The organism is Thalassobacillus sp. B23F22_16 (assembly GCF_043496955.1).
GTDB lineage: Bacteria > Bacillota > Bacilli > Bacillales > Halobacillaceae > Thalassobacillus > Thalassobacillus devorans_A.
This window is the reverse complement of record NZ_JBIEKD010000006.1, coordinates 148,272-164,191: the sequence shown is the minus strand read 5'-3', so window position 1 is coordinate 164,191 and position 15,920 is coordinate 148,272. Positions and strand designations below refer to the sequence as shown.

The 15,920-nt window shown below is 42.3% G+C and carries 14 protein-coding genes; 9 read left to right on the top strand and 5 right to left on the bottom strand.

Annotated features, from left to right (window positions below):
• Window positions 1-239: 239 nt before the first annotated feature.
• On the bottom strand, window positions 240-542 hold the full coding sequence (locus tag ACGTNI_RS07325) for a YtpI family protein (protein ID WP_085509094.1): 303 nt from the start codon (window positions 540-542) through the stop codon (window positions 240-242).
• A gap of 125 nt (window positions 543-667) precedes the next feature.
• Here ACGTNI_RS07325 and ACGTNI_RS07320 point away from each other — a divergent pair, with 125 nt between their 5' ends.
• On the top strand, window positions 668-1,624 hold the full coding sequence (locus ACGTNI_RS07320; RefSeq protein WP_085509093.1) for a DHH family phosphoesterase: 957 nt from the start codon (window positions 668-670) through the stop codon (window positions 1,622-1,624).
• Between the two features lie 65 nt (window positions 1,625-1,689).
• Here the strand turns inward: ACGTNI_RS07320 and ACGTNI_RS07315 are convergent, their stop codons facing one another.
• The 3 genes from ACGTNI_RS07315 to ACGTNI_RS07305 form a co-directional block, all read right to left on the bottom strand.
• Complete coding sequence (locus ACGTNI_RS07315; RefSeq protein ID WP_394461165.1) at window positions 1,690-1,890, bottom strand: YtzJ family protein; 201 nt, start codon at window positions 1,888-1,890, stop codon at window positions 1,690-1,692.
• Between the two features lie 118 nt (window positions 1,891-2,008).
• On the bottom strand, window positions 2,009-2,500 hold the full coding sequence (ytrI, locus tag ACGTNI_RS07310) for a sporulation membrane protein YtrI (RefSeq protein ID WP_394461163.1): 492 nt from the start codon (window positions 2,498-2,500) through the stop codon (window positions 2,009-2,011).
• Entirely contained in the window at window positions 2,500-2,832 is a 333-nt protein-coding gene (locus ACGTNI_RS07305; RefSeq protein ID WP_394461161.1) for a YtrH family sporulation protein, read from the bottom strand. Before ACGTNI_RS07305 ends, ytrI begins: the two co-directional genes overlap by 1 nt.
• 151 nt (window positions 2,833-2,983) lie before the next feature.
• On the opposite strand from ACGTNI_RS07305, the gene dnaE reads away from it, so the two are divergent.
• From dnaE to ACGTNI_RS07265, 8 genes are all read left to right on the top strand, one after another.
• Window positions 2,984-6,349, top strand: coding sequence for a DNA polymerase III subunit alpha (gene dnaE / locus ACGTNI_RS07300; RefSeq protein ID WP_394461159.1), 3,366 nt, complete (start codon window positions 2,984-2,986; stop codon window positions 6,347-6,349).
• Window positions 6,350-6,708: 359 nt separating this feature from the next.
• Complete coding sequence (gene ystJ / locus ACGTNI_RS07295) at window positions 6,709-7,947, top strand: NADP-dependent malic enzyme (protein WP_394461157.1); 1,239 nt, start codon at window positions 6,709-6,711, stop codon at window positions 7,945-7,947.
• A gap of 112 nt (window positions 7,948-8,059) precedes the next feature.
• Entirely contained in the window at window positions 8,060-8,689 is a 630-nt protein-coding gene (locus tag ACGTNI_RS07290) for a FadR/GntR family transcriptional regulator (protein ID WP_394461155.1), read from the top strand.
• 81 nt (window positions 8,690-8,770) lie between these two features.
• Window positions 8,771-9,631: an acetyl-CoA carboxylase, carboxyltransferase subunit beta gene (accD, locus tag ACGTNI_RS07285; protein ID WP_085509087.1), complete on the top strand. Its 861-nt coding sequence runs from the start codon at window positions 8,771-8,773 to the stop codon at window positions 9,629-9,631.
• A complete protein-coding gene (gene accA, locus ACGTNI_RS07280; RefSeq protein ID WP_085509086.1) occupies window positions 9,628-10,590 on the top strand; it encodes an acetyl-CoA carboxylase carboxyl transferase subunit alpha in 963 nt (320 codons plus the stop codon). Before accD ends, accA begins: the two co-directional genes overlap by 4 nt.
• 287 nt (window positions 10,591-10,877) lie before the next feature.
• Window positions 10,878-11,837 (top strand): 6-phosphofructokinase, encoded by a 960-nt coding sequence (gene pfkA, locus ACGTNI_RS07275; RefSeq protein WP_085509085.1) that lies wholly within the window; start codon window positions 10,878-10,880, stop codon window positions 11,835-11,837.
• A 64-nt stretch (window positions 11,838-11,901) separates the two neighbouring features.
• Window positions 11,902-13,665: a pyruvate kinase gene (gene pyk / locus ACGTNI_RS07270; protein ID WP_085509084.1), complete on the top strand. Its 1,764-nt coding sequence runs from the start codon at window positions 11,902-11,904 to the stop codon at window positions 13,663-13,665.
• Between the two features lie 108 nt (window positions 13,666-13,773).
• On the top strand, window positions 13,774-14,166 hold the full coding sequence (locus ACGTNI_RS07265) for an FxsA family protein (protein WP_062448082.1): 393 nt from the start codon (window positions 13,774-13,776) through the stop codon (window positions 14,164-14,166).
• A 151-nt stretch (window positions 14,167-14,317) separates the two neighbouring features.
• Here ACGTNI_RS07265 and ytvI read toward each other — a convergent pair whose 3' ends face one another.
• On the bottom strand, window positions 14,318-15,439 hold the full coding sequence (gene ytvI, locus ACGTNI_RS07260) for a sporulation integral membrane protein YtvI (protein ID WP_394461151.1): 1,122 nt from the start codon (window positions 15,437-15,439) through the stop codon (window positions 14,318-14,320).
• Window positions 15,440-15,920 lie beyond the last annotated feature (481 nt).

The following is a 15,920-nucleotide window of genomic DNA, read 5'->3' as shown; positions in this document are numbered from 1 at the left end:
TTATCTTGAAGTTTCATTTCCACATCCATAGGCAAGATTACTTGGTTCATGTTATACTGTTTAAACATAAGGACACCTCCGATGGTTGTTGTGTGGTAACTTTAATTTTATCAGAGGTTGTCCTTATTTTCTTTATTGAAAATAAAAGAAAACCATAAAAAAGTGGTCGGCATCATTTTGATGCCGACCACTTTCCGTTTAATTTACTGGGTTTTGTCCCAGCCTCTTTTCGATCGACATCAGTTTGAGACTGCTGCCTCTTGTTTTTGATATTCTTTTTTATAATGGCGTGAACTTTTAAAACCGGTATACATTTGCATCCCGCCTAGAATGAGGAATACGATCCCGATATATAGGGAAAGTTTTGTACCATAAAAAAGGTATTGGTTGATACCGAAGAAGAATACGAAGCTCCCTAGACAGATACGTGCTTTTCCATTGAAATATAATTGTGTCAATCTGTCCCTTGTCCGGGTAATATTCACTTTATAATAAATATATAGAACGAGTGATACCAGAATCAAGGTAGAAAATATCAACATGAAATCTACTCCCTAAAAATGTCTTAAATCAATACCATTGTAGCTTGTTTTAAAGATTTATGCTACCTGATATTAAGTTTCTATGATTAAATAAGAAGTAACCATGCAAGGTAAGGAGAAATCATATGTGCAAAAAAGAGATCTTCCAGAAAATTAAAGACTACGAGAAAATCATTATTCACAGACATGTACGTCCTGACCCGGATGCTCTGGGATCAACGGGTGGACTGAAAGAAATCATCCGCGCCAGTTTTCCAGACAAAGAAGTTTTACTTGCCGGGGAGGAAGACCCATCACTAAATTTTCTTATAAGGATGGATGAGGTATCCGATGATGATTATAACCATGCGCTTGTCCTCGTCTGCGATACCGCTAATGAAGCAAGAGTTGATGATCAACGCTATACAAAAGGAAAAGAAGTAATTAAGATTGACCATCATCCCAATGTAGACAAATACGGGGACATCCAGTGGGTTGACACGGATGCGAGCTCCACCAGTGAGTTGGTTTATGAATTTTATCTTGAAATGAAAACAGAGGGAGCCAGGCTCACCGAGGAAGGAGCCCGCCTTTTGTATGCAGGTATTGTGGGGGATACGGGGCGCTTTCTATTCCCTAGCACCACTCCGAAGACGTTGAAATATGCCGCGGATTTAGTCGAATATTCGTTTGACCGTCCAAGTTTATATGATGGGATGTATACAACGAGGATGAATATTGTACGGCTGAAGGGGTACATTTTGCAACATTTCACAGTTTCCTCTTCAGGGCTGAGTACGATTCGGATAACAAAAGAGATTATGGAAGAATACGGGGTTTCCGTCCTGGAAACAAGTCAATTGGTAGGCATACTTGGTGATGTGGAAGGGGTTCTTTCCTGGGCATTCTTTGTTGAAGAAGATGAGGTAATCCGGGTGCGATTGCGTTCCAGAGGCCCTGTGATCAATGGGGTTGCGGCAAACTTTAATGGCGGTGGCCATCCAATGGCAGCAGGCGCTTCAGCCCATTCCTGGGAAGAAACGGAAGCTATCGCCGCGGAACTGGAAGAAGTGTGCCGTAAGTATAAGCTTGAGCACAGCTGACACTTTGTAAAAAACAAACAAAATAACCCTCCGACCTGTATCAGGTCTGTGAGGGTTCATCATTATTAATGCTTAGACTCGATCGGATCTACCGGAATAAACCAACAGCCGGTATCGGTACGATCGAAAAAGACATTAAGCTGGCGTCTGGCTACATCTCTTTTCATTAGACGGATGAGTTCATCAGTTTCTGCGTATGCGGTGTAACCGTTCATAAGCTGTGCAACCTTTTCTTCAACCAGACGGTGACGGTCCATTATCAACATATCACTCACCCCTTTGGATAGAATGCTATTTATCTAACTCTATTGTATAATGTTCAACAGTTTTCTGCTACATTTTTCTGAAAATTTCATCATTTTGTCATAATTTCAATTTTGCTCATTAAGTATCAATAGAAATGCTTAATTCTAGGCTTAGCTGTCTGTAAATGATAAGCTGAACGACCTCTACCTGGTAGGTGAACTCATCAATTTGATACCGTTTATTTTCTACAGCTTTAATGAGGAAGTCACGGTTTTCGCCGACATCTTCTACATTTCTCCCTATGACATCCTCTAATTCTCCTTTGATTAGAGTTTCTAATTGATGTTTCGTCAGCCGATCCAATTGCAGGCGTTTATCGTTTGTGAAGGTGATCCCGATTTGTTTAATGGTGAATTGTTCCTGTTCTTCTTCATGGGTGTTCAATAGTCCCTCATACGCAGATTCAAGTTCTGTCAGTTTTCCGCGCAGTCGAATGTTTTCCTCTACCCAATGTTCAAGCAAGCTCCCGTTTACATATAAAAAAAGACCATAGGCAATAATGGCACCGACGACTGCCCCGGCAAAAAAACGCTGCCAGCTTTCCCGTTTATAGTATGTCGGTATATGCATTATGTGATATCCTCTTGCAGGATCCATTGAAAAAATACCATTGCTGCTTTTACTCCACCCATGGCTGCAACGATGACCATGATCTGCTTAAATAAATCAAAGGTTGATCCATCGAAAATTCCTTTTTCAAACCGGGCAATCGTATCAAATGTTCCTCCGATAGCTGCAACAATAGCCCAAATCCTCAATCCTTTGGCAATCCGTACCATCGATGTATAAGGAGCTTCTCCGGTTATAAGACTACCCAGACTTCCGATAAAGGCTCCGCCCACCATCACCCCGAACGCAATGAAAAAAACATGAATCATGGAGACAATCAATCGTTCTTCCACTATCATTCATCCTCTCTTGCATGTACTTCTCGGCCTGTCTTTTTATACACTTCTATTATATTTATGAATTTTACAGACAAGGTATGCGGTCTGGTTTCATTCCGCTTCATGTATCAGCTATAATTATAGTTAAGGAAGAAAGGTGATTGGAATGGCTTCGTTTACCCACTTGCAAGTACGTAGTGGTTATAGCTTAATGAAAAGCAGTATTTCCATAAAAAAATTAGTGGAAAGAGCAAAACAGAGCGGCTTTAATTCATTGGCACTAACGGATGAGGGGGTCTTGCACGGGGCCTTGGAATTTTACCAGGCGTGTCATGAAGCGGACATCCATCCGGTAATTGGCATGTCAGTGGAATTGTTGGAAGGAGAAACCCTCTTTTCTGCCGTATTATTAGCAGAAAATCAGGAGGGATATAGAAATCTCTTAAAATTGAGCACATACATACAAACTGGAGATACACGTAGTTTGGAACTGGAGGAGTTACAGCCCTACACTACCGGCATAATTTTTATCTTGCCGGCAGCAGGGTCCCCGTTAGCAGTCTATCTTGAGAAGGGACAGGAACAAGCTGCCTATCACTTTTTCTCGGAATGGTCTTCGTTATTTGAAAGGTCAAAGGCTTATATAGGGGTAGAGGACCACCAGCTGGAAAAGGAAAGAAGATTACACAGAACCCTGAAGCCGTTTGTCGATCAGTATGGAATTGCTGCAGTCGCTTTGCAGGATGTCCGATATCTGCAGGAGGAAGATGCGCAGGCATATGACTGCTTAACAGCGATCAGGGAAGGGCGGCGCTGGTTATCTGATGCAATGGATAACTCAAACAAAAATCGTCATCTAAGAAATCCTGATGAAATGGAAGAGTTGTTCTCTGACTGGTGGCCAGAAATTCTTACATCATCCAATCAGATTGCCGATCAATGTAAGGTGACACTGGCCCTGGAAGAAAAAAGAATCCCCAATTTTCCAGTCCCTGATGGAAAAAACTCCGATGAGTATCTAAAGGAATTATGCATGAAGGCATTAGAAAAAATGGAGGAAACGGAAAGAAAGCAGGCAAAGGAACGCCTGGAATACGAATGGGGAGTAATCGCTTCTATGAATTTTAGCGATTATTTTCTGATTGTTTGGGACTTTGTTGCTTATGCTAAGCGGAATAATATCAAAGTAGGACCAGGGCGGGGATCAGCTGCTGGATCGCTAGTCGCCTATCTGCTTGGTATCACGGAAGTCAATCCGATCCAATATGATTTATTGTTTGAACGATTTCTAAATCCGGAGCGGGTGACAATGCCTGATATTGACATTGATTTCTCTGACCATCGAAGGGATGAGGTGATCCAGTATGTCACCAACAAATATGGGACCGATCGTGTAGCTCAGATCATCACTTTCGGTACATTTGCAGCCCGGAGCTTGTTAAGGGAACTTTTTAAAACCATAGGCATCGATCAACAGGATGCGGCTTTTATACTCAAAGAGTTTTCTGCCAGCAGTGACAGAACAATTGTAGGAACTGTAAAGCAGTCCGAAGAGCTGGCGGCCTATATCCGCCAGTCTCGAAAGTTACAATTATTGTTTAAAATTGCCGCCAAACTGGAAGGTTTGCCACGACATACTTCTACGCACGCAGCCGGTGTAGTCATCAGTGATGTTCCGCTCACCCAGGAAGTACCGTTGATGGCTGGTCATGAAGGTGTCCCCCTCACGCAATATGCTATGGGAGATTTGGAAACAATCGGCTTGCTTAAAATGGACTTTCTTGGTTTACGGAACTTAACGCTGCTCGAGAGAATTGAAGCAAATATTATACGTTCTGGCAATCCGGGATTTTCACTTGATTCTATTCCTTTTGAAGACACGGAAACCTACCAACTATTGCGTGACGGGCGTACGAATGGAATTTTTCAATTAGAATCCCAGGGAATGAAAAATGTTTTACAAAGACTAAAGCCAAATCGGTTTGAAGATGTGGTAGCGGTCAATGCGTTATACCGGCCAGGTCCGATGGAATATATCCCGGTCTATATCGCACGGAAACACGGAGAAACTTCTGTAACCTACCCCCATCCGGATGTAGAGCCGATATTAGAAAAAACATTCGGTGTGCTGGTCTATCAAGAGCAAATCATGCAGGTAGCCAACCAAATTGCAGGCTTCAGCCTGGGGCAGGCCGATATTTTAAGAAGAGCAGTCAGTAAAAAAAAGCAAGGTTTGATAGAAGAACAGTACAAAGCCTTTATCGAGGGCGCCAGGCAACAGGGCTATCAGGAAAATGTAGCAGAAGAAATATATAAGTGGATTGTTAAGTTTTCCAACTACGGATTTAACCGAAGCCACGCGGTAGCGTATAGTATGATTTCCTATCAGCTCGCTTATTTGAAAACTCATTATCCCGCTTTCTTTCTAGCAGAGCTGATGAATGCTAATGCAGGTAATCATGAAAAGCTTGCATCGTATATCAGGGAAGCTAAAGACACTGGTGTTCAGGTTCTTTCCCCTTCCATCAATCATAGCAATATGGTTTTTCGAGTAAAAAAAGGAAATATCCACATGGGGCTGCTTTCCATAAAAGGTGTAGGAATGCAGGCGGTACAGGAAATACTGGAAACCAGAAAGCAAGGCCCATTCAAAAATATCTTTGATTTTTGTTTAAGGGTTCCTTTAAAGGCAGTAAACAGACAAGTGATCGAAGCGCTTATTCTGGCAGGGGCATTTGATGAAATATACAATAACCGGGCTAGCCTCCTTGCCAGCGTCGATCATGCTATAGAACAAGGAGAACTTTTTAAGGAGTTTGATGATCAGCCATCCTTTTTTCAGGATGAATTGACGCTGGACGTCAATTATGTTCAAACAGAGCCGTTTTCCCAAATGAAACAATTGTCCATGGAAAAAGAGGTGCTTGGCACCTACATGTCGAGGCACCCCTTAGAAACTTACCGGCAGAAACTTCGTGCCAATGCCTTTATCGCATTAAGGCAAATGGATGCCGTCAAGCAGAAGAAACGGTTAAAAGCTTGTGGGGTAGTCGAACATATTAAGCAAATCAGGACCAAGCGCGGAGACCCAATGGCTTTCATGACTATCAGTGATGAACAAGGAGAAGCAGAGACCGTGATATTCCCTGAGCTATACAGAAAGGTAAGGCCATGGCTTCAGGAAGAAATGTTGATCTGTTTTGAGGGGAATATTGAGGATCGGAACAATCAGCTTCAATGGCTGCTTGCTGATATCCAGCCATTTTCAGAAGATATTCTGGAAGCGGACATAGAGACTCCTAAAAAACTTTTCATCAAACTTTCGGAACAGGAAGAGCTTGATGCTTTGCAGGCGATTCGGCAAATAGCTGAACATTTCCCAGGTAATACGCCTGTTATTGTCCATCATGCCAGAAAGGGAAAAACCTATCAGCTCTCCAGCGAGTATTACGTAAAACTCACAAGAGAATGCCTGACAGCGCTGCATGATTATTTCGGGAAAGACTCAGTCGTTCCAGCATCTGCTAAATGAACAGGATGGGCTTAGCAGACCAAAAAAGGTCTGTTAAGCTTTTTCTTATATAAAAGCTCTAAACTTATTAATTTTTCAATAGAGACTTCTTCAACAAAAGGTCCGAAAAGTCGAAGACTTGCTTCCGAGATATACACTTACCACCGTAAGGGAAACAGTTTCTCTTGAAACTGAGTGTTCAGCAATTGGGAGATTTACTGGGAAATCAACATGGTGATTTAACAGATCTAGGTAGATGGTGGGTGTCGCTTTACACCTATATAACATCTGTTATAATTAAGGAGTCTAATAATGGTGGTCTGACCACTCGATGCTTTTATATTATTCATCATCTATTGTTTATAAAGGAGCGGTTATAAGTGTCAAATTTAAGAGATGAAGCATTACATATTCATCGTGTCAATAAAGGGAAATTAGCCACACATTCAAAGGTACCAATAAAGAATGCTAAAGATCTCAGCCTCGCTTATTCCCCAGGGGTGGCAGAGCCGTGTAAAGAGATCTATGACCATAAAGAATCGGTTTATGATTATACGATGAAAGGGAACATGGTAGCTGTTGTCAGTGACGGGTCAGCCGTGCTCGGATTAGGTAATATTGGCCCTGAAGCTTCCTTGCCTGTCATGGAAGGGAAAGCTGCATTGTTCAAAAGTTTTGCTGGTGTTGATGCTTTCCCGATCTGTCTGGACACGCATCAAGTGGATGAAATTGTAAACACAGTCAAACTGATGGAGCCTACTTTCGGTGGAGTGAATCTTGAGGATATCGCTGCTCCAAATTGTTTCCTTATTGAAGAAAAACTGAAAAAAGAAACGAATATCCCCATTTTCCACGACGACCAGCATGGTACTGCTATCGTAACAGTAGCTGGTTTGATGAATGCTTTGAAAATAGTAGGAAAATCGTTTTCTGATATCAAAGTAGTCGCTAATGGTGCCGGTGCTGCCGGAATTGCTATCATCAAACTCCTTTACCACTTCGGTGTCCGGGATATCATCATGTGTGACTCGAAAGGCGCCATTTTTGAAGGCAGAAATTATGGTATGAATGATGTGAAAGATGAAATAGCTAAAATAACGAATAAGGATAAACAAGAGGGCTCATTGGAAGAGATTATGACAGACGCAGATGTATTTGTCGGCGTTTCAGTGGGTGGATTATTATCGAAAGAAATGGTGGAGGCCATGAATGATGATCCAATAATTTTTGCTATGGCCAATCCAGATCCGGAAATCATGCCAGAAGATGCAAAGGCTGCAGGAGCACGTGTAATTGGGACAGGAAGATCGGATTTTCCTAACCAGGTAAATAATGTTCTCGCCTTCCCGGGAATTTTCCGTGGAGCGTTAGATGTGCGGGCAACTCGCATCAACGAAAAAATGAAGATTGCGGCTGCAGAGGCAATCGCTTCTCTTGTTACAGCTGACGAATTAAACGCGGATTACGTAATCCCTGCACCTTTTGATGCACGTGTAGCACCAGCTGTAGCTGCTGCAGTGGCTAAAGCGGCAATGGAGTCAGGAGTAGCACGTATGCATGTAGATCCGGAACAGGTAGCTGAAAAAACAAGACAACTTACTATGATTGATGAAGATTAATGAAGGGAAGGGAGAAAGCATCCATGTCTTTCTCTCCTCATTACATAAAGGAAGATATTTCTCTCTTTTGGGAAGAATAAGTCAGGTGTTGGTATAAAGGAGTGGCTTTCCCGTGTCTGGGTCGCAAAAAGTAAAAGTTTATGAAGAGGTATTGCAGCAAGTTAAAGCATATATTGAAGAACATCACCTTAGCCCAGGAGATAAACTCCCCTCTGAACGTGAACTTAGTGAGTTGTTGAATGTCGGCCGTTCTTCAATCAGGGAAGCATTCCGTGCCCTGGAGCTGCTTGGTCTGATTGAAACGAGAAGGGGCGAAGGTACTTTCATGCGTACTTACCGTCCTTATCATATGGTGGAATTGCTCTCGACTTTTATCTTGCATGAGGCAAGGACGAAAGACGAGCTGGCGGCTGCAAAAATGATGCTCGAGCTCGAAGTAATTAATAAGATTCTTCCGTTGCTGACGGAAGGACATATAGAGCATCTAACAAATTTGGTGAAAGGCACCAATTCCGAAAAGGAAGCTCAAACTCTTCATCATTCTTTTTTTCAATATCTATTTGAAATATCAGGGAATGAACTGCTCAATCGAATGTGGCAGTTGATAGACGGGTTCGCCAATACGGTCCATGATATTACCTTCTCGAATTCCTTTTATAAAAAGGTGTTGGAGGAAATGGAAAGAGGCAAATTGAATGACTTGAGAAGCTGGTATGAAAAAGAGCTCAATTTGTCGAATTAATATTGACATAGAACGACAATCTTTTTGAAAGATTTTCGCTACATTAAACAGAAGAAGTTTTGTCCCGAAGGAGGAATAACCTTGCTTAGAGATATATTCAACAAGAAACGTAAATACGCCTCTCTACCCAACCAGGAGGGGAAACAGGATGTACCAGAAGGTTTAATGCAGAAATGTCCAGGGTGTAATAAAATATACTATCGTAAAGAATTGGAAAGAAACTTGAATGTATGTCCCCATTGTGATTATCATCATCAGCAAAATGCTTACGAAAGGCTTGAGAGTCTTTTAGAGAAGGATTCCTTCGAAGAGTGGGACAAGTATATGATTTCAACCAATCCATTGGGATTTCCGGAGTATGAAGAGAAGCTAGAAAAAGACCGTAAAAAATCAGGTTTGAATGAAGCCGTTATTACCGGAAAAGGAAAGATAAGAGGATATGAAACGGCTATTGCTGTTATGGATGCCCGCTTCCGCATGGGAAGTATGGGAGCGGTTGTAGGAGAGAAGATAGCTAACGCAATTGAACAAGCAAGAAAAGAAAAAATTCCTTTTATCATTTTTACAGCTTCCGGGGGAGCCAGGATGCAGGAAGGGGTCATCAGTTTAATGCAGATGACCAAGACATCCGTAGCCATCCAACGTCTCCATTCAGATGGTGGATTGATGATCTCTGTCATGACGCATCCGACTACAGGAGGCGTTTCTGCCAGTTTTGCCTCGCTTGGAGACTTTAACTTTGCAGAACCGGGTGCTTTGATTGGGTTTGCTGGAAGGCGAATCATTGAACAGACGATCCGCGAAAAGCTTCCGGAAGACTTTCAAACGGCAGAGTTTTTATTAAAACATGGACAGTTAGATGATGTTGTTCATCGTCATGACTTGAAAAATAAACTGGAAACGATCCTCAGCATTCATCAACCTGGAGGTGAGTTGTCGTGAAGCAGGTACTGGATTTTGAAAAACCGGTTATAGAACTTAGAGGAAAAATTGAAGAATTGAAGAAACTCACACAGGAAAGTGAGATGGATTTAAGTGAGGAAATTGAAACGTTGGAACAGCGGCTCGAAAAGCTGGAAGAAGATGTTTATGATCGCCTGAGTCCATGGAATCGAGTTCAAATGGCACGTCATCCAGAGCGGCCTACCACCCTCGATTATATTCATTCCATTTTCACCGATTTTATGGAATTGCATGGTGACCGGTTATATGGGGATGATGAAGCGATCGTAGCCGGAATTGCTAATTATAAAAATCAGCCCGTCACGGTCATTGGCCATCAACGAGGCAATGACACGAAAGAGAACCTTCGACGCAATTTTGGTATGCCTCATCCGGAAGGGTACCGGAAAGCTTTACGGTTAATGAAGCAGGCGGATAAGTTCAACCGCCCGATAATTTGCTTTATCGATACGAAAGGCGCTTACCCTGGAAAGGCTGCTGAGGAGCGGGGTCAAAGTGAGGCGATTGCGCGAAACTTGATGGAGATGGCAGGGTTGACCGTTCCTGTGGTATGTATTGTTATTGGAGAAGGAGGTAGTGGAGGTGCTCTGGCATTAGGTGTTGGGGACCACATCCATATGCTGGAAAATTCTACTTACTCGGTTATTTCTCCTGAAGGAGCTGCTGCTTTATTATGGAAGGATTCCAATCTCGCTCAGAATGCTGCAGAAACCATGAAAATTACTTCCTATGACTTGAAGGAGCTCGGCATCGTGGACAAGGTCATTCCTGAAATTCGTGGTGGTGCTCACCGGGATATTAAGGCACAGTCAGAGAAAATCGATCAGATACTGCAGGAATCGCTGGAAAACCTGAAATCACTCAGTAAAGAAGAATTATTGGAGTCACGATGGGAAAAATATAAGAAAATTGGAGATTATACAACTCTTCCATTATAATAGAAGTAGTCTGAAGGACAGGGGAAAGTCGCACAATTGTGCGACTTTTCGCATCTTATCAGGAAGGGAGCGCTTTCATGCTTAAATACCTGAATCTTCCTGTTCTTCATATTTGCCAAGGGTTTGTGCATGCCGTATAATTTTTTTCGCAAACTGAGAGGCTCGATTGTTACAACTGCCTAAACATGAAAATGTCACAGAATCGATGTTGCTATTCGATACGTTTAGATTTATCTTGAGATGGGGACAAAAGAAACAGTGGAACCTATAAAATGAGGTGATTGGTTATGAAAAAAATAGGAGTATTGACGAGTGGCGGAGACGCCCCGGGGATGAATGCCGCCATCCGCGCGGTAGTAAGAAAAGCGATCTATCATGATATAGAAGTGTATGGCATTAAATATGGCTATCAAGGTCTGATTGATGGAAATATAGAAAAAATGGAGCTTGGGTCTGTCGGTGACATTATCCAACGTGGCGGCACGAAGCTTTATTCTGCACGTTGTGAAGAGTTTAAAACGGAAGCAGGACAGCAGAAAGGTATCGAGCAGCTGAAAAAACACGACATTGATGGTCTCGTTGTCATTGGCGGAGACGGTTCTTTTAGAGGAGCTAAAAAACTGACAGAAAAAGGTTACCCTTGTATCGGGGTTCCAGGTACTATCGATAATGATATACCAGGTACCGACTTTACCATCGGTTTTGATACAGCGTTGAACACGATAATTGAAGCCATTGATAAAATTAGAGATACAGCTACCTCTCACGAGCGTACATACGTGGTGGAGGTTATGGGAAGAGATGCAGGTGACTTGGCATTATGGGCAGGTCTTGCTGACGGAGCTGAAACGATAATGGTACCTGAACGTAATGAAGACTTTGATGATGTAGTGCAACGTTTGAAACGTGGTCACGATCGTGGGAAAAAACATAGTATCATTATAGTCGCTGAAGGAGTTGGCAGTGGCTTTGACTTTGGCCAGCGCATCAAAGAAGCGACCGACCTCGAGACGCGCGTTACGGTTTTAGGCCATACCCAGCGTGGAGGTTCACCAACAGCTGCAGACCGGGTATTGGCGAGCAGATTAGGTGCGAAAGCTGTAGATATTCTTCTTGCCGGCAAAGCCGGCCGCATGGTGGGTATCCAAAATAACAAACTGGTCGACCATGATATCCTGGAAGTATTGGACCAGGGGCATATGCTGGATATGGATATGTACAAGCTTTCCCAGGAGCTGTCTATCTAAAGTTTGCAATAGGTCTGTCAGTTTTCAGTTTAATAAAACGCAGCTTGAAATAAGGAGGAAAAACATGATTAGAAAGACTAAAATCGTATCGACGATTGGTCCGGCATCCGAGCAGGTTGAAACGTTGACCAGGTTAATTGAAGCAGGTTTGAATGTAGCACGTCTTAACTTTTCCCATGGTGATTATGAGGAGCATGGCCAGCGGATCATAAATATCCGTGAAGCCGCCAGTAAAGCCGGCAAGAATATTGCCATTCTGTTGGATACGAAAGGCCCGGAAATCCGTACTGGTGTCATGAAGGATGGAGGTGTCAAGCTTGAGCAAGGGTCCAGCCTTTATGTAAGTATGGAGGAAGTGGAAGGAACAAGTGAACGTATTTCTGTCACGTACCCAGGACTTATCGATGATGTCCATCCAGGCTCTAAAATCCTCCTGGATGACGGTTTGATCGAATTGCAAGTAGAAGAAATCAATACTGAGAACAAGGATATCAAGACTACCGTACTTAATTCGGGGCTGTTGAAAACTAAAAAGGGTGTAAACGTGCCGAATGTAAGTGTAAACCTGCCTGGTATTACAGATAAAGATGCCAAGGATATTGAATTCGGCATTGAACAGAATGTGGATTTTATTGCTGCATCTTTCGTGCGCCGTGCATCCGATGTACTGGAGATTCGAGAGCTGCTTGAGAAACATGATGCCACTCACATTCAAATTATACCTAAGATTGAGAATCAAGAAGGCGTGGACAATATTGATGAAATCCTTGCGGCAAGTGATGGCCTGATGGTTGCTCGTGGGGATCTTGGCGTGGAGATTCCTGCTGAAGATGTACCACTGGTACAAAAGAAACTGATCCGTAAGTGCAATCAAGTTGGCAAGCCGGTCATTACGGCAACACAAATGCTGGACTCAATGGAACGAAATCCTCGTCCTACACGGGCAGAGGCTTCTGATGTAGCAAATGCTATCTTCGATGGCACGGATGCGATCATGCTTTCAGGAGAAACGGCTGCCGGTAATTATCCAGTAGAAGCTGTTCAAACAATGAACAACATTGCAAAGAAAACGGAAACCGGGTTAGACTATAAAGCGATTCTACAAGAACGCTCCAAAACAAGCGATATGACGATTACGGACGCAATTAGTCAATCGGTTACACATACCGCTATTAATTTATCTGTCAACGCGGTAGTAGCACCAACTGAAAGTGGTCACACAGCACGGATGATTTCAAAGTATCGCCCAAAGGCACCGATTGTAGCGATTACCTCTAATGAACGTGTACTTCGCCAGCTTTCACTAGTATGGGGAGTACATGGAGTGTTAGGTAAGCGAGCTGCTACTACGGATGATATGCTCGGTGAAGCAATTGACCGAGGCCTTGCTTCCGGCGTGGTTAATCGGGGTGACCGCGTCATCATCACTGCTGGGGTTCCTGTTGGCGAAAGCGGGACAACCAACCTGATGAAAGTCCATGTCATCGGTGATGTTTTGGCAAAAGGTCAGGGGATCGGTCAAAGCACTGCCTATGGCAGAGCGGTGATCGCTAAAAGTACCCAGGAAGCGTTAGATAAAGTGGAAGATGGAGATATTCTGGTAACATATGGAACTGATAAGGATATGATGCCGGCAATTGAGAAAGCTGGCGGCATTATTACCCAGGAAGGCGGGTTGACTTCCCACGCGGCAGTAGTTGGATTAAGCCTTGGGATTCCAGTGATTGTAGGTGTTGAAGAAGCGCTTGAATTGATTAATGACAAGGATGAACTGACGATTGATAGTGCTCGTGGTGATATATACAGCGGACATGCCGGGGTACTTTAATTAATAGGGAAGGATGATATCATAAGACGGTATCATCCTTTTCTTTTTAGGTTATTTCCCATCTATCGTATAATAGAAGAGAAGACGGAAAAGGAAAGGATCATGCCAATGTTTCGTTGGTTATTATTATTTATATTAGTAGTACCTGCTCTGGAAATTGGTTTACTTGTCTGGGCTGGTAATTGGATTGGACCTTTATGGGTGGTCTTGTTGATCATTCTTACTGGAATAGTTGGTGCCTGGCTTGCTAAGCAGCAGGGCTTAGAAACTATATACAATTTCAGACAATCGGTAGCAAGCGGCCGTGTACCTCAGGATGCACTTCTGGATGGGGCTTGTATTTTAGTCGGCGGTGCGGTGCTTCTGACTCCCGGCTTCATCACAGATGCAATTGGTTTTCTTTTACTCCTGCCACCTACACGAGCTCCAATTAAGCGTTTAATACGTAAATGGACACGAAAAATGATGGATCGTGGAACGATTACTATTTATCCGAAGTGATTAACAAAGATAGAATCAATAATATAGGTAACAAAGGGGCTTTGTTCCTTTATATATAGGCTGTTCCCTAAGTCTGAAACGGGCTTCAGGGGACAGCTTTTTGCTCATCAACTACTTACGTACCACGCAAGCTTTAATGTACGGAATAAAATTAAGCCGTATTTTTTGGTTCGTTAATGAATCTCCAAATTTCGTGAAAAACACCCGCCTGGTGCAAAGTGTTCAATATGACAAGCGCGACCGGACCAATAATCAAGCCTAAAAAACCGAATAATTGAAATCCGATAAATAAAGAGATGAGAGTAGCTAATGGATCAAGCCCGATATTAGTGGATAGTAATTTCGGTTCCAGCATTTGACGCTGAATAATTACTAACATATAAAGAATCGTGAGACCGATAGTAAGAGAATAATTACCAGTCAGGAACATGTATATGATCCAAGGAATGAAAATCATTCCACTCCCCACATATGGCATCAGGTCGACCGCCCCTGTAATCACAGCAATTGTCACGGCGTGGTCAACTCGCAAGATAAGTAAACCGCATAGAACAGTACCTGCAGTAATCGAAGTCAGGATTGCCTGAGCTTTCATAAAACCTGCCAACGCCTGCTTTAACCCCTTTAGGACTGTAGCAAAAGAAGTAACTACCTTAGATGGAATAATAGAAGTAATCCTGTATGAGATCTTATCCCAGTCTTTGCTGATAAAAAAAGTTCCTAGGAACGAAAATACTAAAACGGTGAAATAATTGGGAAGCTCTTTGATAATCATTGGAATACTCTGAAGCAAAGATTGGATGATTTCAGCTCCCTGCTGTGCTATATTTTCACCAATTTGTTGCAAGTTTCCGATGACTGCCTCCTGCTGGGAAGGTCCCAGGGTACTAATGAGGGTCAGGATACGTTGGTATATCGGGATGATGGTAGATGTTATAAAATCCTGGATATAGGTAATAAGTGATTGGAAGTGCTGTGGCACCACTGTTGCCAGATAAGCTGTACCATTAGTGATTTCAACAACCAATAAAATTAAAATCCCGATACATATCCCGAGGAATATTAATATTAAAAGAATTACAGCAATACCCCTGGGAAAGTTAAGTTTTTCTTCTAGAAAGTTAACTGCAGGATTGATGAATAAAGCAATGAGAAATGCGAAAAAGAAAGGGTAGGCATATTGGAATGCATAATAGGCGAGTATCAAAGCAGCAGTAATAGCTAACAAAACGACAAAGAAACGAAAGATTTTATTAATCATGGGTGTTTCCATATTTGTATCCTCTCTTTGCAATAGGGTGTATAAACAAAGATTTTGGCTTGTCTATTACCATACCTATTCTTTAATGTGATAGGATATAATAAGAGTCTTACTGTTTATCTGGAAAAATGGAGGCTGTCATTGGTTCATGTCCATCCCCGATTTTCTGAATGATACTCCTATCCCTCGTTACATAGGTAAAGACGAGTCGATTATGATAGCGGTCATCATTCTGTTAGAAGTAAAGGGATCTTAAAATTGTATGAAGATTCAGTATGATACATAGATAATCATGTTGGATAAAGTGAAATCATCTCCAATTTTTACCGATTTAAATACAAAAAATGATAAAATCTATTCAAATTAACCGGTTTCAATTCACATATTTTTTAGAATGTTTTATAATTGCAGTGGGGATGATTTCCTATTCAGATTAACAGCTTGTTGGTAAAGCGTTTTCTTTTATAAATGTATATTTGGAAAGCGTCATCAA

Bases quoted from the DNA above. Each gene is read 5' to 3' on its own strand.
- ACGTNI_RS07325 (WP_085509094.1), bottom strand. From the start codon at position 542: ATGTTGATATTTTCTACCTTGATTCTGGTATCACTCGTTCTATATATT.
- ACGTNI_RS07320 (WP_085509093.1), top strand. From the start codon at position 668: ATGTGCAAAAAAGAGATCTTCCAGAAAATTAAAGACTACGAGAAAATC.
- ACGTNI_RS07315 (WP_394461165.1), bottom strand. From the start codon at position 1,890: ATGTTGATAATGGACCGTCACCGTCTGGTTGAAGAAAAGGTTGCACAG.
- ytrI (WP_394461163.1), bottom strand. From the start codon at position 2,500: ATGCATATACCGACATACTATAAACGGGAAAGCTGGCAGCGTTTTTTT.
- dnaE (WP_394461159.1), top strand. From the start codon at position 2,984: ATGGCTTCGTTTACCCACTTGCAAGTACGTAGTGGTTATAGCTTAATG.
- pfkA (WP_085509085.1), top strand. From the start codon at position 10,878: ATGAAAAAAATAGGAGTATTGACGAGTGGCGGAGACGCCCCGGGGATG.
- pyk (WP_085509084.1), top strand. From the start codon at position 11,902: ATGATTAGAAAGACTAAAATCGTATCGACGATTGGTCCGGCATCCGAG.
- ACGTNI_RS07265 (WP_062448082.1), top strand. From the start codon at position 13,774: ATGTTTCGTTGGTTATTATTATTTATATTAGTAGTACCTGCTCTGGAA.
- ytvI (WP_394461151.1), bottom strand. From the start codon at position 15,439: ATGGAAACACCCATGATTAATAAAATCTTTCGTTTCTTTGTCGTTTTG.